General features: G+C 56.1%; 18 protein-coding genes. 8 read left to right on the top strand and 10 right to left on the bottom strand.

Annotation, left to right across the window (positions count from 1 at the left end):
- Window positions 1-103 precede the first annotated feature (103 nt).
- The 8 genes from nagA to HQ37_RS01025 form a co-directional block, all read right to left on the bottom strand.
- Window positions 104-1,231 (bottom strand): N-acetylglucosamine-6-phosphate deacetylase, encoded by a 1,128-nt coding sequence (gene nagA, locus HQ37_RS00990; RefSeq protein WP_052080661.1) that lies wholly within the window; start codon window positions 1,229-1,231, stop codon window positions 104-106.
- A 4-nt stretch (window positions 1,232-1,235) separates the two neighbouring features.
- Window positions 1,236-1,994 (bottom strand): exodeoxyribonuclease III, encoded by a 759-nt coding sequence (locus HQ37_RS00995; RefSeq protein ID WP_200879442.1) that lies wholly within the window; start codon window positions 1,992-1,994, stop codon window positions 1,236-1,238.
- Window positions 1,995-2,413: 419 nt separating this feature from the next.
- Window positions 2,414-6,154 carry a DEAD/DEAH box helicase gene (locus HQ37_RS08000; protein WP_052080662.1) on the bottom strand — a complete coding sequence of 1,247 codons (3,741 nt, stop codon included), beginning with the start codon at window positions 6,152-6,154 and terminating at the stop codon, window positions 2,414-2,416.
- 103 nt (window positions 6,155-6,257) lie between these two features.
- Window positions 6,258-7,049: a nucleoside triphosphate pyrophosphohydrolase gene (mazG, locus tag HQ37_RS01005; protein WP_036879104.1), complete on the bottom strand. Its 792-nt coding sequence runs from the start codon at window positions 7,047-7,049 to the stop codon at window positions 6,258-6,260.
- Window positions 7,050-7,052: 3 nt separating this feature from the next.
- Complete coding sequence (locus HQ37_RS01010; protein WP_369794057.1) at window positions 7,053-8,999, bottom strand: protein-disulfide reductase DsbD family protein; 1,947 nt, start codon at window positions 8,997-8,999, stop codon at window positions 7,053-7,055.
- A gap of 91 nt (window positions 9,000-9,090) precedes the next feature.
- Complete coding sequence (locus tag HQ37_RS01015; protein ID WP_081951707.1) at window positions 9,091-10,077, bottom strand: pseudouridine synthase; 987 nt, start codon at window positions 10,075-10,077, stop codon at window positions 9,091-9,093.
- Window positions 10,078-10,428 (bottom strand): hypothetical protein, encoded by a 351-nt coding sequence (locus HQ37_RS01020; RefSeq protein WP_036879107.1) that lies wholly within the window; start codon window positions 10,426-10,428, stop codon window positions 10,078-10,080.
- 12 nt (window positions 10,429-10,440) lie between these two features.
- Window positions 10,441-10,800 (bottom strand): septum formation initiator family protein, encoded by a 360-nt coding sequence (locus tag HQ37_RS01025; RefSeq protein ID WP_036879109.1) that lies wholly within the window; start codon window positions 10,798-10,800, stop codon window positions 10,441-10,443.
- A gap of 600 nt (window positions 10,801-11,400) precedes the next feature.
- On the opposite strand from HQ37_RS01025, the gene HQ37_RS01030 reads away from it, so the two are divergent.
- From HQ37_RS01030 to HQ37_RS01040, 3 genes are all read left to right on the top strand, one after another.
- Complete coding sequence (locus tag HQ37_RS01030) at window positions 11,401-13,020, top strand: ABC-F family ATP-binding cassette domain-containing protein (protein ID WP_036879112.1); 1,620 nt, start codon at window positions 11,401-11,403, stop codon at window positions 13,018-13,020.
- A 188-nt stretch (window positions 13,021-13,208) separates the two neighbouring features.
- Window positions 13,209-15,167 (top strand): LptF/LptG family permease, encoded by a 1,959-nt coding sequence (locus HQ37_RS01035; protein WP_052080663.1) that lies wholly within the window; start codon window positions 13,209-13,211, stop codon window positions 15,165-15,167.
- A 14-nt stretch (window positions 15,168-15,181) separates the two neighbouring features.
- Window positions 15,182-16,399, top strand: coding sequence for a bifunctional 3,4-dihydroxy-2-butanone-4-phosphate synthase/GTP cyclohydrolase II (locus HQ37_RS01040; protein ID WP_036879115.1), 1,218 nt, complete (start codon window positions 15,182-15,184; stop codon window positions 16,397-16,399).
- 173 nt (window positions 16,400-16,572) lie between these two features.
- On the opposite strand, the gene zupT is transcribed toward HQ37_RS01040, so the two are convergent.
- Entirely contained in the window at window positions 16,573-17,385 is an 813-nt protein-coding gene (gene zupT / locus HQ37_RS01045; RefSeq protein WP_036879118.1) for a zinc transporter ZupT, read from the bottom strand.
- Window positions 17,386-17,452: 67 nt separating this feature from the next.
- Window positions 17,453-18,493: an endonuclease/exonuclease/phosphatase family protein gene (locus tag HQ37_RS01050; protein WP_036879120.1), complete on the bottom strand. Its 1,041-nt coding sequence runs from the start codon at window positions 18,491-18,493 to the stop codon at window positions 17,453-17,455.
- A gap of 312 nt (window positions 18,494-18,805) precedes the next feature.
- On the opposite strand from HQ37_RS01050, the gene cls reads away from it, so the two are divergent.
- From cls to dnaK, 5 genes are all read left to right on the top strand, one after another.
- On the top strand, window positions 18,806-20,254 hold the full coding sequence (cls, locus tag HQ37_RS01055) for a cardiolipin synthase (protein ID WP_036879123.1): 1,449 nt from the start codon (window positions 18,806-18,808) through the stop codon (window positions 20,252-20,254).
- A 48-nt stretch (window positions 20,255-20,302) separates the two neighbouring features.
- Window positions 20,303-20,842 carry a chromate transporter gene (locus HQ37_RS01060; protein ID WP_036879127.1) on the top strand — a complete coding sequence of 180 codons (540 nt, stop codon included), beginning with the start codon at window positions 20,303-20,305 and terminating at the stop codon, window positions 20,840-20,842.
- A 12-nt stretch (window positions 20,843-20,854) separates the two neighbouring features.
- Window positions 20,855-21,445, top strand: coding sequence for a chromate transporter (locus tag HQ37_RS01065; RefSeq protein ID WP_036879141.1), 591 nt, complete (start codon window positions 20,855-20,857; stop codon window positions 21,443-21,445).
- Window positions 21,446-21,918: 473 nt separating this feature from the next.
- Window positions 21,919-23,244 (top strand): serine dehydratase subunit alpha family protein, encoded by a 1,326-nt coding sequence (locus HQ37_RS01070; RefSeq protein WP_036879144.1) that lies wholly within the window; start codon window positions 21,919-21,921, stop codon window positions 23,242-23,244.
- A 299-nt stretch (window positions 23,245-23,543) separates the two neighbouring features.
- A complete protein-coding gene (dnaK, locus tag HQ37_RS01075; RefSeq protein ID WP_036879147.1) occupies window positions 23,544-25,451 on the top strand; it encodes a molecular chaperone DnaK in 1,908 nt (635 codons plus the stop codon).
- The last annotated feature ends 697 nt before the right edge of the window (window positions 25,452-26,148 follow it).

Genomic DNA, 26,148 nt, shown 5'->3' on the forward strand with positions numbered 1-26,148 from the left:
CGAAAGCCTCATGGAGTCGGTAGATATACGACGAGACCCCAGCCCCCTCGAAGGCCTAGCGATAGGCTGTTTGGGAGGGCTGGGGTCTCGTCATAGAGGAGGGCTAGAGGAGGGAGAGCGTCTCGGCCCTCTGCCCGTCTTGACTCCAGCGCGTGAAGGCCGCTCGTGTACCTGGGCTGAGAGAACCGAGCTCTGCCTCCAGGCCCAGGGCTTTGGCCACACGGCCGGTAGCCATCTCGACGGCCTCGGCAAGGTCTACGCCGAGGAACTGCATCGCATGCTGCACGGCCTCAGGCATAGAGATGGCCGAGCCTGCCAGGTTGCCCTCGGGGTTTACGTAATAGCCCTCGGGGGTGAGGATGGCGTGCAGGCCTTCCCAGGCCATCTCCTTGAGTCGACGGCCGAGGACGGCTGCATCGGTGAGCAGGATCATCCGTTCGCCCTTGAGTCGATAGGCCAGGCGTGCGGCTGCCTCGTGGCAATGCCTGCCGTCGAGGATGATCGGGGTGTAGACCTCGGGGTGCTCGAGGGCTGCACCGATGAGGCCTGGGGCTCGGTGCGTGAAGGCGGACATGGCGTTGTAGAGGTGGGTTACTAGGTGAATGCCTCGATCGAAGTGCTGGGTGGCCTCCTCGTACGTGGCGTCCGAATGCCCGATGGAGATCCGAATGCCCGACTGCTGGATGAGGGCGAGGGCTTCCGGGCTACAGACTTCGGGGGCAAGGGTGATCATTTGGATGACACCACGGCCTCTCTCTAGGATCTCCTCGAGTCTCTCAAGTATTGGCGGGCTGATGACGGCCGCATTGTGTGCCCCTCGACGCCGAGGGTTGAGGAAGGGCCCCTCGAGGTGCATGCCGAGCAGATGCGGATTGCGCTGCATGGCTCGCCGCACGGCCTCGATCGCCTGGAGAATTACCTCCTGTGGCGAGGAGATGAGGGTAATGTAGAAGAAGGGGGTGGCGAACTCGAGGCAGGCCTCGGTGATCTCGGCGATCGTCTCCTCGTCGGGCGTGAGGGAGAAGTACCGCTCGTAGCCCCCATTGATCTGTATGTCTATGAGTCCGGGGCTTAGGTAGTCGCCCTCGAGGTCGATCACCTGGTCGTAGGCCTCCTCGCCCTCAGTGTGCCCGAGGCTTAGGAGGCGTCCATTCTCGACGACGAGGCTTGTCTCGGCGAGCTCATGCCCCTGGCTCAGTAGGCGGGCATGGTGTAGGAGGATCTTGCCCATAGTTTTAGAGATTGACGACGACCTCGACGGGGCAATGGTCTGAGCCCATAATATCTGCGTGGATCTTGGCCGAGACCAGCCGATCCCTGAGGCGTTCGGAGGCTAGGAAGTAATCGATACGCCAGCCCACATTCTTCTCTCGAGCCTTGAAGCGATACGACCACCAGGAGTAAGCCCCCTCGAGGGTGGGGTAGAAGTGGCGGAAGGTATCGACGAAGCCCGCCTCGAGCAGACGAGTGAACTGCCCTCGCTCCTCGTCTGTGAAGCCCGCATTGCGTCGATTCGTCTTCGGGTTCTTGAGGTCGATCTCCTTATGAGCTACGTTGAGGTCGCCGCACACAAGTACGGGTTTGTGCTGGTCGAGCTCGACGAGGTAGGCTCGGAAGGCCTCATCCCATTGCATCCTATAGTCTAGGCGGCGCAGCTCGTCCTGCGAGTTGGGTGTGTAGACAGTTACGAGGAAGAACTCTGGCATCTCCAGCGTAATGACCCTCCCCTCCTGGTCGTGCTCCTCGATGCCGAGGCCGTAGCGTACCGACAGGGGGGGCTGCTTGGTGTAGATAGCCGTTCCGGAGTAGCCCTTCTTCTGGGCGTAGTGCCAGTAGGACTGGTAGCCTGGCAGTTCGGCATCGAGTTGGCCCGCCTGCATTTTGGTCTCTTGCAGGCAGAAGAAGTCTGCGTCCAACTGCTGCATGATCGTGGGGAAGCCCTTGTCGAAGCAAGCTCTGAGGCCGTTCACATTCCACGAAATGAGTTTGATCATATTGGGGTTTTGTCTTTGTTGATTGAGGTGTTTGTGATGCTCCCTTGTCCGAGGGGTTCGAGGGGGGCTCGACCCTTGGAGCGGGGGCGAAGTTAGTCAATTATCTGCCCCTCGGGGCTAAGGGGCGGAGGGAAATGTCGCTAGACTCTTCCAATCCGCTGTGGATAAGCTATTTGTCCCTTGGGGGGAGGCTGATTGCTCAGCCGTAGGATAGGCCTTCTCTTCGGGGGGAAGCTCCTCCATTTTGCACCCTATATTGGGTGCACTCGCACCCAATATAGGGTGCATGCGCACCCACTATAGGGTGCAAACGCACCCATTATAGGGTGCAAACACACCCCAATACCTTCGCCCGTGGAGGGGCTTCGGTGCATCCCTCGAGGTGCTCCCTTCGCCCCTCGGGCTGCCCCCTTCTCGATCTAGGCGAAGAGCTCTGCGATCTGAGCTCGGTCGAAGTGCTTATGCTCGAGGTCGGTCTGGATGACACTCTCGCTCACCTCCCGCTTATTGTCCTGTAGCTGGAGGATCTTCTCCTCGATGCTATCCTTACAGATCATGCGGTAAGCCATGACGTGCTTGGTCTGTCCGATGCGGTAGCAGCGGTCGATGGCCTGGTTCTCGACGGCGGGATTCCACCAGGGGTCGATGAGGAAGACGTAGTCGGCCGCCGTGAGATTGAGGCCCGTCCCCCCAGCCTTGAGGCTGATGAGGAAGACCCGCTGCTCCTCATTCTCCTGAAACTCCTCGACCAGCGTCTGTCTGTCCGTCGAGCTACCATCAAGGTAGGTGTAGCGGATGCCCTCCTCGCTGAGACGATCGCCCACGAGCGAGAGCATGGAGGTGAACTGCGAGAAGACAAGCACCTTGTGCTCGTGCACCAGGTCGTGTAGCTTGCGGATCAAGAGGTCTATCTTCACGCTCGGAGCCGTGTGCCGAGCCATCGTGCTCCCCTCGACGAGGGCGGGCGAATTGCAGATCTGTCGCAGCTGCATGAGCCCCTGTAGGACGTGGATCTGCGCCCGCTGCTCCCCCTCTTCCTCGACCAGGCTGAGCAGCTGCTGGCGGATGCGCTCCTTCGTCCTCTCGTAGATCCTCCGCTGTTCGCTGCCCATCTCGCAGTAGATGATGTCCTCGACCTTCTCGGGTAGTTCCGTGGCCACCTGACGCTTCGTGCGGCGGAGCATGAAGGGGTGGATGATGCGCGAGAGCAGCTGGGCAGCCTCCTCATTGCGGTCTCGGTCGATCGGCAGGGCAAACTCTCGGCGGAAGTGCTCCATCCCCCCCAGGAGGCCAGGGTTGAGGAAGTGCATCTGCGTGTACAGATCGAAGGTGTTGTTCTCTATCGGCGTACCCGTGAGGCTCAACCTGCCCCGAGAGCGCAGGAGGCGAACGGCCTTGTAGCGTTTGCTCGCAGGGTTCTTGATCGCCTGGGCTTCGTCCAGGATCACATAGCCGAAGAGGCGTTGCCTCAGCTGCTCAATGTCGTTGATCAACGTGCCGTAGGTCGTGAGGACTAAATCGATCCCTTCCCAGCTGCCTTCCTCGATCTGTTTGCGCTCCGAACCCGTATAGCGCATGAAGCTCAGCCCAGGGGCAAACTTCCTCAGCTCCGCCTCCCAGTTGAAGACCAGCGACGTCGGGGCGACAACCAGGTGCGGCTCAGCGTATCCTCCCCGCTCCTTGAGGTGCGTCAGGAAAGCAATCGTTTGCAGCGTCTTCCCTAGACCCATATCATCAGCTAAGCATCCCCCGAGTCCATACTCCTCGAGGAAGACCAGCCAGCTCAATCCCTCGTGCTGATAGTCTCTGAGCTGAGCCTTGATCCCCCGAGGGGTCTCGATGCTCTTGATCTGACCTATCTGTTGGAGGCGACGCTTGCGCTCGAGGGCCTCGCCGAGCTCCTCGGGCGAGACCTCTAGAGACTCGTACAGCTCGTCGAGGATGTTGAACTGATAGGCCGACAGGCGGATCTGATCTCGCCTCACTTCGCCTGCTCGCAAGAAGCTTGATAGCTTGCGCAGCCATTCCTCCGGCAGTAAACCAAGCGAACCATCGCCCAGCTGTACATAGCGGCTGCGCTTGGTGAGGCTTCTCTTGATCTCCTGTAGGCTGACCAACTGCTTGCCGAAGGCGACCTTGACCTTCAGATCGAACCAGTCCGTCCCACTCGAGAGCCCCAGGTGTAGGCTCGGGCTGTGAATATTGATTCGAAAACTCGAGAGTCCCTCCGTGCCGTAGAGCCGCACCCCCTTACGCTCGAGCATTCGAGAGCGATGCAGCATCCAGTCGTTCTCGAGCAATTGCCCGGGGCTGAGGAAGAAGATCCCATTGCCCCCCTCGAAGTCTGCATGCAGACCCTGTATGAGCGAGAGAAACTCCGCCTCGCCCTCGAAGTCTCGCTCCAGCGATGAGCCCTCCTCCGCCTCAAGCACCTCGGGGCTGTAGAGCGGGATAAGCTGTGCACCGTAGCGAGCTATGGGTTGGATTTTGATGAGGGCCTCCTCTTCGTCGAAGTAGAGCTCTCGCTCGAAGGGGGCCTTTGCCCTGTGCCCCTGTCTTCCCGGACGCTCGTCGTAAATCCGATGCTGCCGAGAGAGGGCAGGTAGGAGGGTGGGCAAGAGCCGCTCGACATCCTGCTCGAGGATCTTGATTTGCCCTCTAAGCTCGAAGGTCAACGCACTCTCCGCCTGCAAGACTGAGGCCCACGGGCAGAGGGTATTGCCCTTGAGCTGCACACCATATGTCGAGAGTCGGGGCGAGGCCTTCTGCCCTATCGTGTAGCGTTTGTCGCCGATCTCTAGGTGCGGCGTGAGGATGAGGTCTCCCGTCTTGTCTTGGCCGAGGACGAAGACCAGCTCGGCCGCCTCGTCCCTAAGCTCCAGCGGCTTGAGGTTCTTGAGCGTGAGGCTACGCATCTGGTCGTAGAGGTAGCAGGGCACGCCCTCGAGGTGCGAGACCAGGTAGCGGAAGTGTCGATACTCCTCCTCCTCGACGAGATAGGTCTCGCTACCGAACTGACATCGCAGGGCTGCGCTGACGAGTCTCTGCTCCTCCTCCGAGAGCAAACCCTCCAGATCAAGGTAGTCCCCCCGGTCGATGGGGCGGAAGCGATTGATCGGCAGACCATCCTTGCCCGCCTTCGCCAGGCAGGGGCTGAGCCCAGCGAACTGCTTGGCTTCGTTGATCATGTGGAAGATGAAGCACAGCACCGGGGCTTGGCCTCGGAGCTCTAGGCTGGTCAAATTGCCGTGGATGATCTCCTCCCGCTCCTCTCGCTCCTCGGGCTCTGGCAGCAGGGAGAGCAGCTCCTCGGCTGAGTGGAGGACGTTCCCCCCTCGTACCTGCACTCCGAGCCTCATCCCCCCGACGGGGACGAGCTCCAGGCGATCAAGATGCATCAGGCTCATCCCATGATCTAGAGCAAAGCCCTCTAGCAGCTCTTCCTGCCACTCGGGCGAGAAGACGTGCTCCAAATGGGTCTCATAGAGCCGTGCGAGGGCCGCACGGACATGCTCGCATAGGTTGCTCTGGCGGCCATTGAGCTTGCAGTCGCAGTGGGTGCGGATGCGCCTCTGCTCGGGCAGATGGGTGAGCTGGATGTTATGCTTGCCGTCTGTAAGCTTCATCGTCGGATGTGGGAGAGAGGGGTTGAAGGCCAGGATCTCCATCGGACGCTTCCCCTTCGAATAGTAGAAGTCCAAGAATGGGATCATCCCACTCCTCGAGGTGTCTATCTCCAGCATTCCCTCTCGCTCCTCCAAGCTGCTAGGTTGGGCCTCTAGGGGCTTGTCCCCCTCGTCCCCAGCCTCGTCTCTTGCGAGCTCCTCTTCGAGGGCGATACGCTCTCTCTGCTCGATCTCGAGCCCGTCTCGGATGATCTCGAGAGCCTGGACGATATGCTCGCACGAGCGTTGGCGAGCGTAGTCTGAGCAGACGCAGTGGCTGCGGATGAAGTTCTCGTAGATATGCACCTCGGGCGAGAAGCCAAGCTCCTCCTCGCCGCTGGGTCGCTTGAGCCCGAAGCTCCATTTTAGGGGAAACTGCTTGAGAGCCGAGGGGCTGTCCTTGACGAAGGCCTGCTCCTCGGCGGGTAGATAGCCCGCCTCCTTAAGCTCCCTAATCTCTTGGGAGATGAGTTTGTATATCTCTTTCGATTTCATTGTCGTAATAAGAATAATAGGGCAGGGCGCAAACACGCCCCCTAGGCCTTGATCCTAGAGGCTGCGCTTGCGCCCTGCCGTCATGATGAGGTAGTTAGTCAAGCTAGATCTTCTGCTCTAGTTTTTTGGCTTCCTCCCACAGGAGATCCATCTCCTCGAGGGTTAGGCTCTTGAGCTCTCGGCCACTCTCTCGGGCCTTGCGCTCGACGTAGCCGAAGCGGCGGATGAACTTTGCATTCGTACGCTCTAGGGCATTGTCTGGATTGACCTTGTAGAGTCGGGCGGCATTGATTAGGGCGAAGAATAGATCGCCAAACTCTGCCTCGATCTCCTCTGCCTGTCCACCTGAGAGGGCCTCGCGTACCTCCTGGAGCTCTTCGCTGACTTTGTCCCAGACCTCCTCCCGCTCCGACCAGTCGAAGCCTACGCCTCGGGCTTTGTCCTGAATGCGGTAGGCCTTGATGAGCGTGGGGAGTGAGGAGGGAACGCCAGAGAGGACGGTTTTGTTGCCACCCTGCTCTCGCTGCTTGAGCTGCTCCCAGTTCGAGAGGACCTCGTCAGTTGAGTTGACCTCCGTGGTGCCGTAGATGTGCGGATGACGATAGATGAGCTTGTCGCAGAGGGCATGGCAGACGTCGGCAATGTCGAAGGACTTGCTCTCGCTGCCGATCTTGCTGTAGAAGACGATGTGCAGCAGTACGTCGCCGAGTTCCTTCTTGATCTCCTCATTCTTCCCCGAGAGCAGGGCCTCGGAGAGCTCGTGCACCTCCTCGATGGTATTGGCACGTAGGCTCTCGTTGGTTTGCTCTCGATCCCAAGGACACTCGGCCCTGAGGCGATCCATGACATCGAGCAGGCGAGAGAAGGCCTCTAGCTGTTCCTGGCGTGTATGCATCACTTATTTGCTCTGTTGTGCCCCGAAGGTCTTGAGCCCTGAGCGCAGGAAGTCAATGTACCTGGAGACATCTTTGTCGTGTCCACGAGAGGGGGTGATGGGCTTGCCCTTGGTGTCGAGACCGATGTAGTAGGGCTGAGCGTTCGAGCCGAACTTCACTCGCTGTAGGTAGCTCCATTTGTCCCCGATGGTGCGGAGCTTGACTGTCGAGCCATTCTCCTGTACAGTAAGCACCTCGGGCAGATCTCTCTTGTCATCGACCATGAGGGTGATCAGCACATAGTCCTGCTCGAGAATGTCCTTGACCTCGGGGTTAGACCAAACGCTTGTCTCCATCTCACGGCAATTGACGCATCCGTAGCCGGAGAAGTCGATGAGTACAGGCTTGTTGTTCTTGCGGGCATACTCCATACCGCTCTCATAGTCATCGAACTTGGCATGCACCGCCCCATCGTAGAGGCTGAAGTCCTGTGTCGAGGGTAGGGGCGAGAAGGCACTGATAGCCTTCAGCGGAGCTCCCCAAAGCCCAGGGATCATGTACACGGCAAAGGCCATGGAGATAATCCCGAGGAAGAGCCCTGTGATGCTCGTCTTCTCGGTCGGAGAGTCGTGGGGGAAGCGAAGCTTGCCCAGCAGGTAGAGGCCCAGCAGGGCGAAGATCACGATCCAAAGCGAGAGGAAAACCTCTCTGTCGAGGATGCCCCAGCTATAGGCCTGGTCGGCTACAGAGAGGAACTTGAGCGAGAGTGCCAGCTCGAGGAAGGCTAGCACGACCTTGACGGAGTTGAGCCACCCGCCGCTCTGAGGTAGCGATTGTAACATGCTGGGGAAGATCGCAAAGAGGGCGAAGGGCAGAGCCAAGGCGATCGAGAAGCCAAGCATCCCAATAGCAGGGCCGAGCATCTCTCCCTTGGTGGAGGCCTCTACGAGCAGCGTCCCGATGATAGGCCCAGTACAGCTAAAGGAGACCAGGGCCAGTGTGAAGGCCATGAAGAGGATGCTGAGGAAGCCCGTGGTACTGTCGGCCTTCTGATCCATCTTGTTCGTCCACTTGGCAGGCAGAACGATCTCGAACGCCCCGAAGAAGCTGATGGCGAAGAAGACCAGCAGCAGGAAGAAGAGGATGTTGAAGACTGCATGCGTGGCAAGGCTATTGAGGGCACTAGCTCCGAAGATAGCCGTAATGGCCAGCCCCAGGACGAGGTAGATGCCGATGATCGAGAGACCATAGGTAACGGCATCTCGAACCCCCTTGGAGCGATCCTTCGTCCGCTTGAGGAAGAAGCTGACGGTCATAGGGATCATGGGCCAAACGCAGGGGGTCAGCAGAGCCACGAGCCCCCCGAGGAAGCCATAGACGAAGATCATGATCAGGGACGAATTGGCCTGTGCCTGGTTGGCATCGCCGAAGTGCTTGAGCTCCTCGATGACAGGTGTCCACAGATCGGCCGAGCTGCCGCTAGGGGTCGAGAGGGCCGAGGGGGTAGCCCCAGCCTCCGCCTGTGCCTCTGAGGCAGAGGCCGCCCCGAGGGTGAAGTCCCAGGTCGTGGGGGGCAGGCAGTTCTCATCGTTGCAGACCATGTAGCGGATCCCCCCGACGAGGGAGAAGGCTGCTGCATCGGTGATCGTGAGCCGCTGACGGAGCTCGACCTCCCCCTCATAGTAGTTCAGGGTCATCTCGAACTGCTTGTCATAGTGCTCGATGGGAGCTCTAGAGGCCGTTAGTTCGCCTGAGAGCTCAGCACCGATGAGCTTGTCGATCACGAGCATGGTCGCTTGAGGGCCGTTCTCTGGCATCTTCGTTCCGTAGAGATGCCAGCCCTCTTCGATTGAAGCCTTGAAGACAAGTATTCGCTCTGTAGGCGAAACCTCCTCGACGGATTGAGTCCACTTCACCACATCGGTGAACATCTGTGCCGAGGCTGTGCCGAGGCTAAGAGCCAAAAGCATCAAGCTCATCAGCAGGGGGCGCACCGACATGCTGCGCAGTCGAGTGCCGAGATTTAGCTGTTCGTTCATCAGTAGTAGTTATGTATGATTACTATTGTTTTGACTGAGAGGTTTTTTTGCCTGTTTCTGCATTGGGCTTTAGGCATTTGCGCAGTAGGGGTGGGATGGGTTGATCGAAGTCGTACCTACGTCCCGAGATAGGGTGCACGAACGAGAAGGCAGTCCCCTCGAGGGCTACCCGCCCGAGGTCCTTGACTTTGCTGCCTGCCCTCCAGTCTCCGACGATGGGGCAACGCAGCTGAGCGAATTGTTTGCGCAGACGGTTGTTACGCCCCTCGCTCAGTTCGATGCTCAGCAGGCTGCCCACGGGGGTCGTCTGTAGGCATCGGTAGCGTGCTGTTCCCGCCCGCTCCGCTCCGAAGGTTCGATGGGGTTTTTTGGCGGATCGAGGAGCTCTCTTCTCGTCCTCTCTAGCGGTCGTGGGAGGCTGTAGAATCCCATCGTTCGAGGGGAGTACACCCTCAATGGCCACGGCGAAGTGCTGACGGCAGATGTAGCGATCCCAATGCTCACTCATCTCCTCCTGTAGTGCCTTGCTCTTGGCGAAGAGGACGAAGCCAGCACTATCCTTATCTATGCGGTTGAGCAGATAGATCTTGGTCGAGGGGTTGAACTTCTTCAGATGATCTGAGACGAGGCGTAGCAGGGTCATATCTCGCTCCTCTCCGCTGGCGACCGTCGGAATCCCAGCATCCTTGTGGACCATGACCAGGTACTCATCCTGCCACAGGATATCCACCAGGGGGTGCTTGAGCCTATCAGGCAGGGGGGTAGGGTGTAGGGCGACGATGTCCCCTGGGCCGAGGGGGCGGTCGAACTGTGTCGTTGGCTCTTCATTGACCGAGATGAAACGATCCTTGAGTAGCTGCTTGACGGTCGTTCGGCTACGATCCTTGAGGGCCGTGCCGATGAGGAAGTCCAGGAGCTGTACCTCTGTCTCCTCGACCTGCCAGTGAAGGTGTACACCAGGGCGACGACGAGGGGCAGAGGGGGCTTTTTTGTTGCTTATATTATTCATTTATTTATTCTTTGAGCGGATGTTGGCCAATACGAGGTTGGCATATATCATGAAGATAACAGCCAAGAGAAGGAATAGGATCCAGAGCTTCGCCCCCCAAGCGTCGAAGACTCCGAGACGGGCCACACCCGAGACGACGAAGAGCAGTCCTGCGAAGGCATTCATCCGTATGAGGCGACGCTCTCGCAGGGGTAAATGCTCCTCGGGGGCTATGAGGTAATAGAGGAGGTAACCCGCCCCTCCGAGCAGGTAGATCAGGTGAAAGGCTAGATGCTCCACCATCCCCAGGGCAGCTCCCGAGAGGATCATCAGCGTGCTGACGATGTAGAGGTATTTGTATTGTTGTTTCATCCCTGCTGCGGCTTATTTCTTGCTTGGGGTTCGGGGTACGAGGAAGATTTCCTCACCAGGCAGCTTCATGAGGTACTGCTCTCGAGCGATGTGCTCGATGTTGTTAGGGTTGCGGAGGAACTCCTCCATGCTCAGGCTATCGGCTTCGTAGGCAGGCCGCAGCACTTCGAGCTCATCCCTGAGCTCTTGCTCTCGGGAGAGAAGCCTGTAGTAGGCGAAGACATCTCGTTCGCCAGCGAAGAGGACGAAGCCTATGACTACGATCCCAGTGGCGAGGTACTTGACATACGGACGATCGGCAAGCCAAGCCTGGATTGAGGTCTTGGTCTGTCTGTAGCGGTCAGAGAGTATTTGGCCTAGTAGGTGTCGCATAAGTGTCTAAGCGGGAGTTTGAGCTTATGCCCCCTTGAGCCCTTTGGCTCTAGGGGGGCAAAACGTCTGCTAAGTTACACTTTCTCTCTCAGCCGACAAACATAGAGCTCTCGCAATTCTCTACGGTCCATTGATAGATACGATGCTGAGTCCTCTCGTCTCGAGACTATTGGCTGGGGCTATTCGGGGCATAGGGAGGCCTCGCAGGAGCTCTCTCTAATGCACTCACCTCACCCCTCGGGAGAGGCCCTATTCCCCTTGCGCTAGAGACTCAAGTAGGACCTCGATGGAGACTCAGATAGGAGCTCGACTACACTCCTACTTGAGTCTCCATCAAGATCCTATTTATACCTCCGCTGAGCCCCTCCTGTGTCCTCGAGCGCAAACCTATCTAGATCCCTATCGAGGTCTCGTCTAGCCCCTCGCTCGAGGATCTACCGAGAGCTAACCCTCAGACCTACCGAATGCGCAGTGGCGACTCTGTCGAGCATGCCGATGAGGTCGGCTAGAGTGCCGAGGGGGCAGGCATGGTAGTCGTGGGCAAAATGACTACCTTTGCACCCAGCTTACAAACCTCAGCAATACAATCGGATTTAGAATATGATAACGGTAAATGACCTGTGCGTACAGTTCGGTAAACGCATACTCTTCCAAGATGTCAATCTCAAGTTCACCCCTGGCAATTGCTATGGGATCATCGGTGCTAATGGTGCGGGTAAGTCTACTCTCTTGCGTACCATCAGCGGGGCATTAGATCCCACTCGTGGCTCGATTAGCCTTGGCCCAGGAGAGCGTCTCTCGGTACTCAGTCAGGACCACTTTGCCTTCGATGAATATAGTGTGATGGACACCGTGCTCATGGGGCACAGCATCTTGTGGGCCATCATGGAGGAGAAGAACGCTCTCTATTCTAAGCCTGACTTCAGCGACGAAGATGGTAACCGAGTAGCCGAGCTCGAGGATAAGTTCGCCGAGATGGAGGGATGGAATGCCGAGAGCGATGCTGCTATGCTGCTCAGTGGCTTGGGCATCAAGGAGGATCTGCACTACAAGCTCATGAAGGAGCTCAGCGGTAAGGAGAAGGTACGTGTGCTTCTGGCCCGAGCCCTCTTCGGCAAGCCCGACAACCTGCTCCTCGACGAGCCTACCAACGACCTTGACCTCGAGACCGTAGCTTGGCTCGAGCACTATCTCTCCGAGTGCGAGCAGACGGTGCTGGTAGTCAGCCATGACCGACACTTCCTCGACTCGGTCTGCACCCACACGGTCGATATAGACTTCGGACGGGTACAGCTGTTCGCAGGGAACTATAGCTTCTGGTACGAATCCAGCCAGTTGGCTCTGCGTCAGCAACAGCAGCAGAACAAAAAGGCTGAGGAGAAGCGCAAGGAGCTCGAGGAGTTCATTCGTCGCTTCTCTGCTAACGTGGCCAAGAGTAAGCAGACCACGAGCCGTAAGAAGATGCTTGAGAAGCTCAACATCGAGGAGATCAAGGCCAGCAGTCGCCGCTACCCAGGTATTATCTTCACGCCCGACAGAGATCCAGGCAACAAGATCCTCGAGGTGCGTGGCCTGACAGCCCATGCTGACGATGGTTCGCTGCTCTTCAAGGATGTAAACTTCAACGTTGAGAAGGGCGACAAGATCGTCTTCATCGGCCGAGACCCTCGTGCCATGACAGCCCTATTCGAGATCATTAACGGAGCGCAGAAGCCCGACGAAGGGACTTACGAGTGGGGGCAGACCATCACAGAGGCCTATCTGCCACTGGACAACACAGCTTTCTTCAATACAGATATGAACCTCGTCGAGTGGCTCTCTCAGTTCGCAGCCGATACGAACGAAGTTTACCTCAAGGGCTTCCTCGGACGCATGCTCTTCTCGGGTGAGGAGATCCTCAAGAGTGCCAGCGTGCTCTCAGGAGGGGAGAAGATGCGCTGCATGATCTCACGCATGATGATGAAGAATGCCAATACACTGGTGCTCGATAGCCCCACAAACCACCTCGATCTCGAGTCCATTCAGGCCTTCAATAATACGCTCAAGACCTATAAGGGCAATGTCCTCTTTACGAGCCATGACCATGAGTTCATCCAAACGGTGGCCAACCGTATCATCGAGCTCACGCCCAACGGCATCATCGACAAGATCATGGACTACGACGACTATATCACAGATCCCACAGTGGCCGAGCTCAAGACCAAGCTCTATGGAGCATAGAGCTGGCTCAGTGGTTAGAGGTTGATCTCTATAGGCTTAGGCCCGATCTCTCTTGGAGGTCGGGCCTAAGTGTTTCTGTACCAAATATCCGATCCTCTACCTTGATCTATCGACGAAGCCTATGGACTAAGAGGTGAGAATGCGCTTAGTTTTGCTTACTTTTGTGTCTGCATATTTGGAGCATAGTCGTGTTTAAGAAAATAGATCTATATACACTCAAGACCTTCCTGCCACTCCTTGTGATGACCTCGCTAATCTGCTGGTTCATCGTGCTGATGCAGTTCCTCTGGCGTTATATGGACGAGTTGGTGGGCAAGGGTCTGAGCCTTACGGTCGTGGCAGAGATCGTTTTCTATGCCTCCATGTATCTCGTGCGTCAGGCCCTCCCACTGGGTATCCTATTGGCCTCGCTCATCACCTTTGGCAATATGGGCGAACGCCTCGAGCTCCTCTCGATGAAGGCCTCTGGCGTATCGCTCTATCGTATCATGAGCCCCCTCTTAATTGCCGTCTTTGGGGTTGGACTTTGGCTCTACCACTTCCAGAACAACTTCATGATTACTTCCGAGGTGCGCATGTGGACACTCCTGTATTCAGCTCGTTATTCAGCTCCTGAGCTAGAGGTCCCCGAGGGGAGCTTTTATAATGGGATCACGGGCTACAGTATGTTTGTCAAGCACCGAGACAGAGAGACAGGTCGTCTCGAGGATGTCATGCTCTATGACTATAAGTCGGGAGTCGATAGGACGCGCATCATTCGAGCAGATTCTGCCCGTATGGCTATGGACGATAGCAAGCTCTATCTCTCGCTCAAGCTCTATCAAGGACAGAGCTTCGAGAACCTCGAGGATCCTCCTGGCACACAAGATAATGCCCCGATTCCTCATGCCATAGAACGATTTGATCTCAAGGAGATCCTTATTCCCTTCAATGCAAACTTCAATCGACAGGATGAGAATGAGTTTCGCAACCTCTCTGTCGGTAAGAATATGCAGCAGCTAAACCGAGCTATCGATACAGCACAGCGACGTATCGATAGTTTGCGCTTGACAGCCTCTGTCTCTCTCTCAGATATCTCCATTGCCCAGCGTTATAGTAATCCCTATCCCCAATCCTTGCTCGACACCACCCAGTGGGCGCAGCATGCCCGCAAGAGCATCCAGTCGCTGCGTAGCACTCGTCCAGCCATAGGCCTCGACAGCCTTATGAGGCGGTATCGCCTACAGGATAGTATATCAATCTATGCACGGGCTAGCTCGGCTATGATGGCGATGAAGTACGAGGCTGAGAGCCGACTCTATGGCGACAACGAGGCTTTCAGAGACTATCGCACCAATAGCCAGGACTGGCATCGTAAGTTCACCTACCCTGTGGCCTGCGTCGTCTTCTTCCTCATCGGAGCACCCCTGGGAGCCATCATTCGCCGGGGGGGATTGGGTGTGCCAGTAGTGGCCTCCTTTCTCTTCTTCATCATCTATTATATCATCGACACGCTGGGGCAGAACCTCGTGCGTAGTGAGAGCCTCTCTGTGCAGCTGGGGATGTGGCTCAGCACCTATGTCTTAGCCCCTATTGGCCTATTCCTATGTTATATGGCGGCGAAGGAGTCCGCAGGCCTTAGTGCAGATGCTTACCTCAATCTTTGGCAACGCCTTACGGGTACACGGGTCGAGCTCAGACAGGTCGAGCCTCGATGCCAGGAGACCAGCCTCACGGCCCAGGAGCTTAGAGATGAGTGCCTCGCCCTGCGTACAGAGGCCGAGGATCTCTTGGCCTCGAAGCTGATGAACCGTAGCCTCCTCCACATCTTCCTCCATGCCTCGGAATATGTTCGGGCGATGAAGCCTATAGACGAGAGACTTGAGAGCTTAGTCGATGAGCTACGGGCCTCACGGCATCCGTTAGTCCTTGCCAAGACCAACGACCTACCCCTGATGCCCAAGAAGATCTCCGCCCTACCGCTGCCCAGCAGCCCTGCCCAGGGCAAGCTATGGCTGTTGGCCCTCCCACTGGCCTTGCCCCTATTGCTGGCCCTGAGGGTGGGTCGGGTACGTATTGATCGAAATCTTCGGGCATTATCTGCGGCATTGTCAGAGATTGTTCCGATCTTTGATAGCAACATTCAAATGAACCAAACCCTACAATAAACTATAGAGTAATTATGGCCGAGTTTAAGCTAAACACTATCGAGGAGGCTCTCGAAGACTTCCGCAAAGGAGAGTTCCTCATCGTAGTAGATGACGAAGACCGAGAGAACGAAGGCGACTTCATCATCGCAGCGGAGAAGGTTACCCCCGAGAAAATCAACTTCATGATGCGCTACGGTCGTGGCGTGCTCTGCGCCCCCATTACCAAGGAACGAGCCGCAGAGCTCGAGCTCGAGATGCAGGTACCTGCCAATACGTCCGTACACGAAACACCCTTCACCGTTACGGTCGATCGCTTGGGCCTAGGCTGTACGACAGGGGTGTCGATGTATGACCGCTGTCAGACGATCCTTGCCCTGGCAGATCCCACGATCAAGCCCACAGACCTGGCTCGCCCAGGGCATGTCTGTCCGCTCCGAGCACGCAGCAAGGGCGTCCTCGTCCGTGCCGGGCACACCGAGGCAGCTGTCGATCTGGCTCGCCTCTCAGGCCTACAGCCTGCCGCTGCCCTCATTGAGATCATCAATGAGGATGGTACTATGGCTAGAATGCCTCAGCTCATAGAGATCGGTCAACGCTTTGGAATTAAGATCATCACCATCAAGGATCTGATCTCCTATCGTCTGCGCAGAGAGAGCCTTGTCGAGCAGGGCGTAGAGGTGCGTATGCCAACCTCTAGGGGAGAGTTTCGCCTCATCCCTTTCAAGCAGAAGAGCAATGGGTTGGAGCATGTAGCCCTCTTCAAGGGAGATATTGGCGATGGTTCTCCTGTCCTCGTGCGCGTGCACTCTAGCTGTATCACTGGGGATATATTTGGCTCTCAGCGCTGTGAATGTGGCGAGCAGCTGCATAAGGCTATGGAGATGATCGAAGAGGAGGGGCGCGGCGTGGTCATCTACCTCAACCAGGAGGGGCGTGGCATCGGCTTGATGGAGAAGATGAAGGCCTACAAGCTCCAGGAGAATGGTCTCGATACCGTAGATGCCAATCTGCATCTAGGGCATAATGCTGACGAGAGAGACTACGGCGTCGGAGCGCAGATCCTCCAGCAGCTCGGGGTGAGACACATGCGTCTGATGACCAACAACCCGATCAAGCGTGTAGGCCTAGAGGCTTATGGATTGGAGGTCGTAGAGACTGTGCCCATCGAGATCGAGCCTAACCCCAACAACGAGGCTTATATGCGCACTAAGCGAGAGCGCATGGGACATATCCTGCACAAGCTCAAGTAATGGCGATGGGGGCTTGGTAGCTACTCCGTCCCTCATCTGATAAGCAATAATCCTCCTCTCGAGAGTATGAATTTCGAGGGGAGGATTATTGCTCTTTGTATGTGATCCTCAGCGACCCGTCCCTCGAGCAAAGCTAGGGCACGAGGGGGCGGAGAAGCTAGGTTATTCGAAGACTAAGAGAAGAGGATCAGGCTAAAGGCCATCACAGCCATTCCAGCCACAAGGCCATAGATCGCCCAGTGATGTTCTCCATACTCTTTGGCTGCGGGGAGTAGTTCGTCAAGGGAGATGAAGACCATGATCCCTGCGATGATAGCAAAGATCAGTCCCATGATAGCCTCGTTGATGAAGGGTGCGAGGATCAGGTATCCAATCAGAGCCCCAAGAGGCTCGGCAAGCCCTGAGAGGAAGGAGAGCCAAAAGGCTTTCTTTCGATCTCCTGTGGCATAGAAGATGGGCACAGAGACCGAGATCCCCTCGGGGATGTTGTGGATAGCGATGGCGATGGCGATCGGTAGGGCAATGCTCATATTTTCCATCCCGGCCAGGAAGGTAACCATCCCTTCAGGGAAGTTGTGTATGGCCAGTGTGAGTGCCGAGAGCATCCCGACTCGGAGCAGCTTAGAGTTCTTGGCTAGATCTCTATTCTCCCGAGACATATCCTCCACCTTGTGCAGTTCGTGAGGGTTCTCTGCACTGGGGACGAACTTGTCGATCAGCATGATCAGCAGTACTCCAGCGAAGAAGGCGAGGGTCGCATAGGTTGTCCCGAGCCTCTCCCCATACAGCCCCGATAGGCTCGAGGAGGAGGTTGCCAAGAGCTCTACGAAAGAGATATAGATCATCACCCCAGCCGAGAAGCCAAGGGCCGCCGAGAGGAATGAGGTATTAGTACGCCGAGCGAAGAAGGCGATCGCACTACCAATACCCGTCGATAGACCTGCAAATAAGGTGAGCAGGAAAGCCACCAAAATGGTATTTGTCATCCGAAGCTACCCTCCGACAAGGAGGGGGAAAGAGGTAAGATACGGGTTCAGTACCCCCCCGAGGAGGCTAGTGCACCTCTTTGACAAGGTACACGAGCACTGGGTAGTGGTCGCTGTAGCCATTCTGAAACTGACCATAGGAGAAGGTGCGCAGGGGATAACCCTTGAACTGACCCGACTGCTGCGTGAGGAAAGCGGCATTGAAGATCCGTCCATAGGCTTTAGTTTGGTTGTCTTGCTGCAGCTTAAAGGTCGAGAGATCCTCCCCAACGAGGTTGGCAGAGGTAATGATATTGTCGAAGAGGTTCCACACATCACGATAGGCCAAAGTGCCGTAGCCATCTAGGTAGAGCTTGGCCATGGGATTGAAGAGGTCTCCAGCGACCAACCCCTCGGGGCTATTCTTGGTGCGTAGGCCCTCGATGAGGCTGGGTGAGGTGGGATCGTCGTTGAGGTCTCCCATGAGGATGAGCTTGCGCTCGGGGTCTACTGTAGTCAGCGAATCGGACAAAGAACGCATGAGTAGGGCAGCTGCCATACGACGCCCAAGAGAGATTTGCTCGCCCCCTGCACGAGAGGGCCAGTGAGCCACGAGGAAGCTAAAGCGTTCCTCCCCGACAAGGCCATCCACGACCAGTACATCACGAGTCTTGATATGGGGCTCTCCAGGGATGCGAACGGGGTGAGCCTGTTGGCTCTCAACCTTGAGGACGGAAGGACGATAGAGCAGGGCGCAGTCTATCCCGCGAAGGTCGGGAGAGTCGAAGTGGGCGATCTGATAGCCATAGCGGAAGAGCTTGGGATGCACGACCAAATCCTCAAGTACCTGACGGTTCTCTATCTCACACACACCTAGGATATCGGGGGCTTTGCCTGCAGCTATTTGGCTGATGGCCGAGGCCATATTGTCCAGCTTTTGGGCGTAGCGTTCGGGAGTCCATTTGTTGGCCCCCTGGGGCAGGTATTCGGCATCATTGTTCGGCCCGTCTTCGGTATCGAAGAGGTTCTCAAGATTGTAGAAGCCTACAGAAACCTTAGCATAACGCTGTGCATGGGCAACCCCTACGAGGGTGAAGATCAGGAATAGGGATAGGGTAATCTTTCTCATAACTCTTAAATCCTTAATATTGTGCTCTGCTCTATCATAGGGCAAGGGCTTGGCTCGTCTTACTGTACTCGATGCGGTACAGATCAGGCGAACAAATTTACCAAAACTTATTGGATCCCCCTGCATAGGAATGCGAGGAATGTGTCTCGGGTCGAATGATGTGCTCGGTAGAAGGGGCAGGAGGATCAAAATGGATAACCATTGTGCCCCTCGCCTCGATCTACACCTGCATCCCTCACGAAGAAGCTGAGAGGAGGGTGGAGGAGTCAAATGAAGTCCGTATCTTTGTGAAGATCATGCATAGAGGGCTTTATGATACAGATGTATGACTATACGTTAGCCTATGTACTCCTGGGGCTGTATCTCATAACCATCCTCGGGGTCGTGGGAACGGTAATTAGTGAGAATAGGAATCCGCTCAAGGCAACCGCCTGGGTGCTCATTGTTGTCTTCATCCCCTTCGTTGGCCTCTTGGCTTACATCATTTTTGGCCAAGACCAACGTCGCCTACACCGCATTAGTCGTCGCTTCTATAATCGGCTGATGCGCCACCCTCGGCAGCTCTCTCTACCTCGCCGCCTTATCTATCATACGAGCATCTCGCACGAACGCTACCCCCTCATTCACCTCCTGGAGGAGAGTGCCGATAGCCCTCTCTTACAGGTCGATCACTGCGAAATCTATGCTTGGGGGGAGGAGATGTATGCTCGCCTCGAGCAGGATATTGTCGAGGCTCAGGAGCACATTCATCTACAGGCCTATATCTTCGAGGAGGGGGAGCTCCTCAACAGGCTCGAGCCACTGCTCATTGAGCGAGCTCAGGCTGGTCTCTCCGTTCGGATCATCTATGACTATCTCGGCTCGTACAGCGTGCCCAAGAGGCGTTGGGCTGCTCTGCGCAAGCAGGGGATAGAGGTCTACGCCTTCCTCCCTGTAGCGATCCCTCTGCTCTCGAGTACAGTGAATTATCGCAACCATCGCAAGGTCATAGTCATCGACGGTGTAATAGGCTATATGGGGGGGATGAACTTCGCCGATCGCTACCTCCATGGAGATAATCTAGGCCCATGGCGAGACACCCACTTTCGCCTGCAAGGAGCTGTCGTGGCTGGGTTACAGACGAGCTTCTTGGTAGATTGGTATAGTGTCTCTCGTCGGGTGGTGAATATGGAACGCTACTTCCAGCGATACCCTGCCCCCATGCACCCCTCCGGGCCCTACATCCAGCTAGTCCTTGGTGGACCGATGAACCCTTGGCCCACGATCGAGCTCGCCCTCCTGGCAATGATCGCCCAAGCCCGCAGCCACATCCTTATCCAAACCCCCTACTTCCTGCCCACCGAGACGATCAATACAGCCCTCATCACGGCAGCCCTCTCGGGCCTGCGTGTCGAGCTGATGCTGCCCGAGCGAACGGACTCTCGTCTGACGAGCCTGGCGGCAAACTCTTACCTCGACTCGCTGCTCTCGTGTGGGGTGCATATATATAGGTATCGGGAGGGCTTCTTGCACTCTAAGCTCATCCTCGTCGATAGCGAATTGAGTATGATCGGCTCGACGAATATGGACTTCCGCAGCCTAGAGCACAACTTCGAGATCGGGGGGGTTGTCTATGATGCTCGGTTGACGCAGGCCCTAGAACAGCTCTTCGAGCAGGATAAGGCCCGATGCAACAAGCTCAGCCGAGAGGCATGGCTACAGCGAGGGCGAGCCGAGCGATGGGGCGAGTCGATCATGCGCCTCTTCTCTCCGCTGCTCTAGCTCTTCACTGAGGGATGTACCTCTATCCATAAATACATTGATCATACCTTGGGACTTAATTCGAAGCTATTTACCACCTTCTTTAAGATCGGCATTGGCACGATCGGCGGGGGATATGCCATGATCCCCATGATGGAGTATGAGATCGTGCAGCGGCATGCCTGGCTTAGGCAGGAGGAGTTTGTCGATATTATGGCCGTATCGCAGAGCTCGCCTGGCATCTTTGCCGTCAATATGTCCAGCTATATCGGCTATAAGCTTGGTGGTGTGCGTTCGGCGGTTATTGCCACGCTGGCTAATATCCTCCCCTCGTTCATCATCATTCTCTCTCTGGTCGTCCTCCTGGGGGCTCTGAAGGAGTATCCTCTCGTAGAGGCAGCCTTCAAGGGGATACGCCCCGTCGTCGTCGGGCTCATTGCCGCCCCCGTCTTCACCATGGCTCGCTCGGTAGGCATCAACCGCTACAACTGGTGGATCCCTGTCGCTTCGGCCTCTCTGATCTACCTCTTGGGTGTCTCACCCGTGTATGTAGTACTCGCCGCAGGGGTGGCGGGGTACATCTATGGACGTATCAAGCCTCGTATCTAAGTCGCTATCCCTATGATCTTCCTCAAACTCTTCTGGACCTTCTCCAAGATCGGTATCGTTAATTTCGGCGGAGGCTACCCGATGCTCTCGTTGATCCAAAGCGAGGTCGTTGTGCGGGAAGGCTGGCTCACTGCAACGGAGTTCACCGACATCGTGGCTGTCAGTCAGATGACCCCTGGCCCTATTGGTATCAATGCCGCTACCTATGTGGGTTATGCCTCTGTGGTGCAGGCTGGTTATCCCCCAGCCCTGGGAGTAGTAGGCTCGGCGATTGCGACGCTCTCGATCATTTGGCTGCCCTTCCTACTGATGCTCTTGCTAAGCCGTATGTTGCTCCGCTATAAGGATCATCCGTTGTTACAGTCGGTCTTTCGGACGCTTCGCCCGGCTATCATCGGGCTCATCGCTGCTGCGGCCCTGCTGCTCATGACACTGGACAATTTCGGTTCGCCTTCGGACAGCCCAGGACAATTCGTGCTCAGCGTGCTGCTCTTTGCTGGGGCTTTCGTCGGGGTGTATCGCTATCGCCAAAGTCCTCTCGTGCTGATTGGCCTCTCGGCTCTCGTCGGTGTGCTGGTTTATGGCTATGGCCCAAGCCTCTAATATCCTTGCTTGAGAGCAAAGCTTTGGGGTTGTGCGGAGGCCCCATGCCCTCCCCTTCATCTCTTACCATCTCTCCCTCCTTGCGCTCCCGATAGGGCCTTGAGGGAGCTTTCGGGTAGTGCTCACCTGCGCCCCTACTTATGCCTCTGTAGAGGCTCAGATAGGACTTCACTCGAGCTCCTACTTATGCCTCTGTAGAGGCTCAGATAGGACTTCACCCGAGCTCCTACTTATATCTCGCTAGAGAGCCCAACGATCCCTCTACAGACGGAGCTTGAGGAGTCCCGCCTAGAGCCCCAAACTTCTCCCTCATCCCGCTCAACAGGGTCGGGAGTGTTTGAGGATAGGGGGCGAGCGAACCCTTATTCATCAGATTAGTGGGTAACTCTCTCAAAATACCAAAGCAATTGTCTATCTTTGGACTACCTAATCAAGCACGACTTATTGAGGATTGACTTAACGACAGAGTTACTATGGATGCCAATACCAGTAGACAAATCAACCAACTGATCAGACGAGAGGTAGTTCCCGCCACAGGGTGTACTGAGCCCGCTTGTGTTGCCCTGGCTGTGGCCTATGCTGCCAGCCTTAGCCCCGAGAGGGCCGAGTACATAGACGTGGAGATGAGTGCTAATATGCTCAAGAATGCCATGGGCGTAGGTATCCCAGGCACGGGGGCTATTGGCATCCCAATTGCTATTGCCCTGGGGGCAGTCATCCGTCGCCCTGAGCTACAGCTCGAGCTTCTAAGCGGCTTCACTGCTGAGCAGCTGCGAGAGGCAGAGGCCCTGCTCCCTCGGCAGATCATCACCTTTGGCCTGAAGGAGGATCCATCCATTGATAAGCTCTATGTCGAGGCCCGAGTGCGCTTCGAGGGAGGTGACGAGGCCCGTTGCATCATCGACCGAACGCATACGGGACTTCGCTTGCTTGAGCTTAATGGACACCCCATGCACGAGGCTGAGCCCTTGCCCGCTAGCCCTAGTGAGTGCTCGGAGGTCATATTGCCCACTGAACCCTCTGCCAAGGATATAGACCTTACCTTCGACCTCGTCTATCGCTATGCCACCGAAGCTCCCCTTGAGGAGATCGAATTTATTTACGAGGCTGCTCTGCAGAATAAGACTGTAGGCGAACATGCCCTCTCGGGGAAGTTCGGCCATGGCGTGGGGCGTATGATCCAGAGCGAAGCGGGGCAACGCCTCCTAGGGTCAAGTCCTCTGACCCACATGTTGAGCTATACCAGTGGGGCTTGCGATGCCCGCATGGATGGGGCGCAGTTGACTGTCATGAGCAACTCGGGTAGTGGTAACCAGGGGATTACGGCCACGCTGCCGGTGCTGACCTTCGCCGAGAGCCAGGGGGTAAGCCGAGAGGTAACTACCCGAGCTCTGATGATGAGTAGCCTCATGGTAGTCTATGTCAAACAATTGCTCGGCCGCCTCTCCTGCCTCTGCGGTATGGTGGTCTCAGGGATTGGTTCGGCCGCAGCCCTCGTCTACATCATGGGAGGCAGTAAGGAGCAGTCAGGTTATGCCGTCAAGAATATGATCGGCAATGTAACAGGGATGATCTGCGATGGGGCTAAGCCCAGCTGTAGCCTCAAGGCCTCTACGGGCATCAGCTCGGCACTGATCTCTGCCCTGCTGGCTATGGAGCAGGAGGTGGTAACAGGCCTCGAGGGCATCGTCGCCGACGATGTGGATGACTGCATCCGCAACCTCGCCGAGGTCGGGCGAGATGGGATGACACAGACAGATCGTAAGATCCTGGAGGTGATGATCCGATCGAAGCGTTAGCCAGTCGGTAGTACTCCCCATCGAATACATAGTCCTGAGGGGACGGAGCGGCATAGTCCTCTCCGTCCCCTCAGGCTCTTTGTCGGTGTGCCACTCTTTCCACTCAGGCCTGTGTCATAGGCCGAGGTGATGTCTCGATTGCAGACAGATTGTCATACTTCTGCCACCCACTAGCGGTCAATTATGCCTTGGCACAGCCTTTGCCCTATATGGGGCGTAGGCGATGCTCTTCGGGGTTAAGCCTTAGCCCCTCGGGGCAAAAAGAACTAGATAACAAACTAAACAAAACAATAAGCATCATGGGAAGAATCATTGGAATTGACCTGGGTACGACGAACTCTTGCGTATCCGTACTAGAGGGTAACGAACCAATCGTTATCGCAAACAGCGAAGGTAAGCGCACAACTCCATCAGTTGTAGCATTCATCGAGGGTGGCGAACGTAAGGTGGGAGACCCCGCCAAGCGTCAGGCGATCACCAACCCAACGAAGACGATCTACTCGATCAAGCGTTTCATGGGTGAGACCTTCGGACAGGTGGCTGGCGAGCTCGATCGTGTGCCCTACAAGGTAGTCAAGGGCGACAACGATACGCCTCGTGTAGACATCGATGGCCGCCTCTATACTCCACAGGAGATCTCTGCAATCATTCTGCAGAAGATGAAGAAGACCGCCGAGGACTATCTCGGTGCAGAGGTAACCGACGCTGTGATTACAGTACCTGCTTACTTCAACGACGCTCAGCGTCAGGCGACTAAGGAGGCTGGTGAGATCGCTGGGCTCAACGTCCGCCGCATTGTCAATGAGCCAACGGCTGCTTCGCTAGCTTATGGCCTCGATAAGAGCAACAAGGATATGAAGATCGCGGTCTTCGACCTTGGGGGGGGGACGTTCGATATTTCGATCCTCGAGCTTGGAGATGGGGTCTTTGAGGTTCGCTCAACCAACGGGGATACGCACCTCGGGGGGGACGACTTCGACCATGTGATCATCGACTGGTTGGCAGAAGAATTTAAGGCAGACGAAGGCCTCGACCTGCGCCTCGATCCTATGGCTATGCAGCGTCTCAAGGAGGCTGCCGAGAAGGCCAAGATCGAGCTCTCCAGCTCCACCTCTACAGAGATCAACCTGCCCTACATCATGCCAGTAAATGGTATTCCTAAGCACCTCGTGCGCACGCTGACTCGTGCTAAGTTCGAGCAGCTAGCTGACCGCCTCATTCAGGCATGTATCGCTCCCTGTGAGCAGGCTATGCGCGACGCAGGTCTTGGCAAGAGTGAGATCGACGAAGTGATCCTCGTGGGGGGCTCGACACGTATCCCTGCTATTCAGGCTATCGTAGAGAAGATCTTTGGCAAGACCCCAAGCAAGGGCGTGAATCCTGACGAAGTGGTAGCCGTAGGTGCTGCGATCCAGGGAGGTGTCCTCACGGGTGAGATCAAGGATGTGCTCTTGCTTGACGTAACGCCTCTATCCCTCGGTATCGAGACGATGGGTGGTGTGATGACCAAGCTTATTGAAGCCAATACGACGATCCCAACCAAGAAGAGCGAGATCTTCACCACGGCAGTGGACAACCAGCCCTCGGTAGAGATCCACGTCCTACAGGGCGAGCGTTCGATGGCCAAGGACAATAAGAGTATCGGTCGCTTCAACCTCGACGGTATCGCTCCAGCTCCTCGCCAGACACCTCAGATCGAGGTAACCTTCGACATCGACGCCAATGGTATCCTCAGCGTAACAGCCGTGGACAAGGCAACAGGCAAGCAGCAGAACATCCGCATCGAGGCCTCTAGTGGTCTGAGCGATGACGAGATCAAGCGCATGAAGGCCGAGGCAGAAGCCAATGCCGAGGCAGACAAGCGTGAGAGCGAGCGCATTCAGAAGCTGAACCACGCTGACAGCACGATCTTCCAGACCGAGAAGCAGCTCAAGGAACTGGGCGATAAGCTCCCTGCTGACAAGAAGACCCCTATCGAGGCGGCTCTCGAGAAGCTCCGTACAGCCCACAGGGATCAAAACCTCGAGGCCATCGACGCTGCTACAGCTGAACTGAATACAGCTTTCCACGCTGCTACGGAAGAGATGTACAAGGCACAAGGCGGTGCTACAGCCGATGCTCAACCTAACGCAGGCGGTGCACAGACGGGCGGTAGCTCAACCCAAGGCTCCGACATCACCGACGCCGACTTCGAAGAAGTGAAGTAAGTTTACCATCATCTACAACAAACAAGCCAGTGATACTCTGACAGAAAGGAGCATCGCTGGCTTGTTCATTTGCTTTAGAACGTGAAGAATGTGTTGTACAAGTAGGAGGCTATTGCGCAATGCGACGCTCAAAGTTTCTTGTATCTTTCTCGGTGTTTTTTGCGTGATTGAGCCGCTTGGGGAGCCTTGAATACTATACCCCTATCCCCATCCCTGAGGGAAGTATCCCTCAGGGATGGGGATTTTACGGTTATTTGACACCTTCAAGTACAAGCAGCCCTGGCATACGTTTGAGATTGTACGCCATAGCTTCAAGGATATTCTGTCTTAGCAAGGCTTTTTAAGGGATGACTCATTAACAAGAATGGCAAGAGGGAGTTTATCAGTACTAGCATAGGCCAAGTCTTTGCCCTCATTTCTTTTCTTGGGGTTTAGCCCTTTGTTGGTATGCGTTGTCCTTGGGAGCATACTGGTTTTCTGGGATTCTTACAGCCCTGTCTATTGGGGTAATCGTACAGGCCTTTCTTTCTAAGAGAAAAAAGGAATAGAACCTGGGTCTCCTATACTAGACTCATTTGTATGCCCTAGACAAATCATTGGAGGTCTAGCTATATTCAACTTAGAAGTGCAAATTTTGGCAGTGGGATACAGGCTTTAACCCCCTAAACACCTAGAGGGGGTTGCAGGGGGAAACCTC

The sequence above is a fragment of the Porphyromonas sp. COT-239 OH1446 genome (assembly GCF_000768875.1).
In the GTDB taxonomy this organism is placed as follows: Bacteria; Bacteroidota; Bacteroidia; order Bacteroidales; family Porphyromonadaceae; genus Porphyromonas.

What these genes read in the sequence shown, in the direction of transcription:
- HQ37_RS01020 (WP_036879107.1), bottom strand. Translation starts at nt 10,428, where the DNA reads ATGAAACAACAATACAAATACCTCTACATCGTCAGCACGCTGATGATC.
- HQ37_RS01025 (WP_036879109.1), bottom strand. Translation starts at nt 10,800, where the DNA reads ATGCGACACCTACTAGGCCAAATACTCTCTGACCGCTACAGACAGACC.
- HQ37_RS00995 (WP_200879442.1), bottom strand. Translation starts at nt 1,994, where the DNA reads ATGATCAAACTCATTTCGTGGAATGTGAACGGCCTCAGAGCTTGCTTC.
- HQ37_RS01015 (WP_081951707.1), bottom strand. Translation starts at nt 10,077, where the DNA reads ATGAATAATATAAGCAACAAAAAAGCCCCCTCTGCCCCTCGTCGTCGC.
- HQ37_RS01010 (WP_369794057.1), bottom strand. Translation starts at nt 8,999, where the DNA reads ATGCTTTTGGCTCTTAGCCTCGGCACAGCCTCGGCACAGATGTTCACC.
- HQ37_RS01070 (WP_036879144.1), top strand. Translation starts at nt 21,919, where the DNA reads ATGGATGCCAATACCAGTAGACAAATCAACCAACTGATCAGACGAGAG.
- dnaK (WP_036879147.1), top strand. Translation starts at nt 23,544, where the DNA reads ATGGGAAGAATCATTGGAATTGACCTGGGTACGACGAACTCTTGCGTA.
- cls (WP_036879123.1), top strand. Translation starts at nt 18,806, where the DNA reads ATGATACAGATGTATGACTATACGTTAGCCTATGTACTCCTGGGGCTG.
- zupT (WP_036879118.1), bottom strand. Translation starts at nt 17,385, where the DNA reads ATGACAAATACCATTTTGGTGGCTTTCCTGCTCACCTTATTTGCAGGT.
- HQ37_RS01030 (WP_036879112.1), top strand. Translation starts at nt 11,401, where the DNA reads ATGATAACGGTAAATGACCTGTGCGTACAGTTCGGTAAACGCATACTC.
- mazG (WP_036879104.1), bottom strand. Translation starts at nt 7,049, where the DNA reads ATGCATACACGCCAGGAACAGCTAGAGGCCTTCTCTCGCCTGCTCGAT.
- HQ37_RS08000 (WP_052080662.1), bottom strand. Translation starts at nt 6,154, where the DNA reads ATGAAATCGAAAGAGATATACAAACTCATCTCCCAAGAGATTAGGGAG.
- nagA (WP_052080661.1), bottom strand. Translation starts at nt 1,231, where the DNA reads ATGGGCAAGATCCTCCTACACCATGCCCGCCTACTGAGCCAGGGGCAT.
- HQ37_RS01040 (WP_036879115.1), top strand. Translation starts at nt 15,182, where the DNA reads ATGGCCGAGTTTAAGCTAAACACTATCGAGGAGGCTCTCGAAGACTTC.
- HQ37_RS01050 (WP_036879120.1), bottom strand. Translation starts at nt 18,493, where the DNA reads ATGAGAAAGATTACCCTATCCCTATTCCTGATCTTCACCCTCGTAGGG.
- HQ37_RS01065 (WP_036879141.1), top strand. Translation starts at nt 20,855, where the DNA reads ATGATCTTCCTCAAACTCTTCTGGACCTTCTCCAAGATCGGTATCGTT.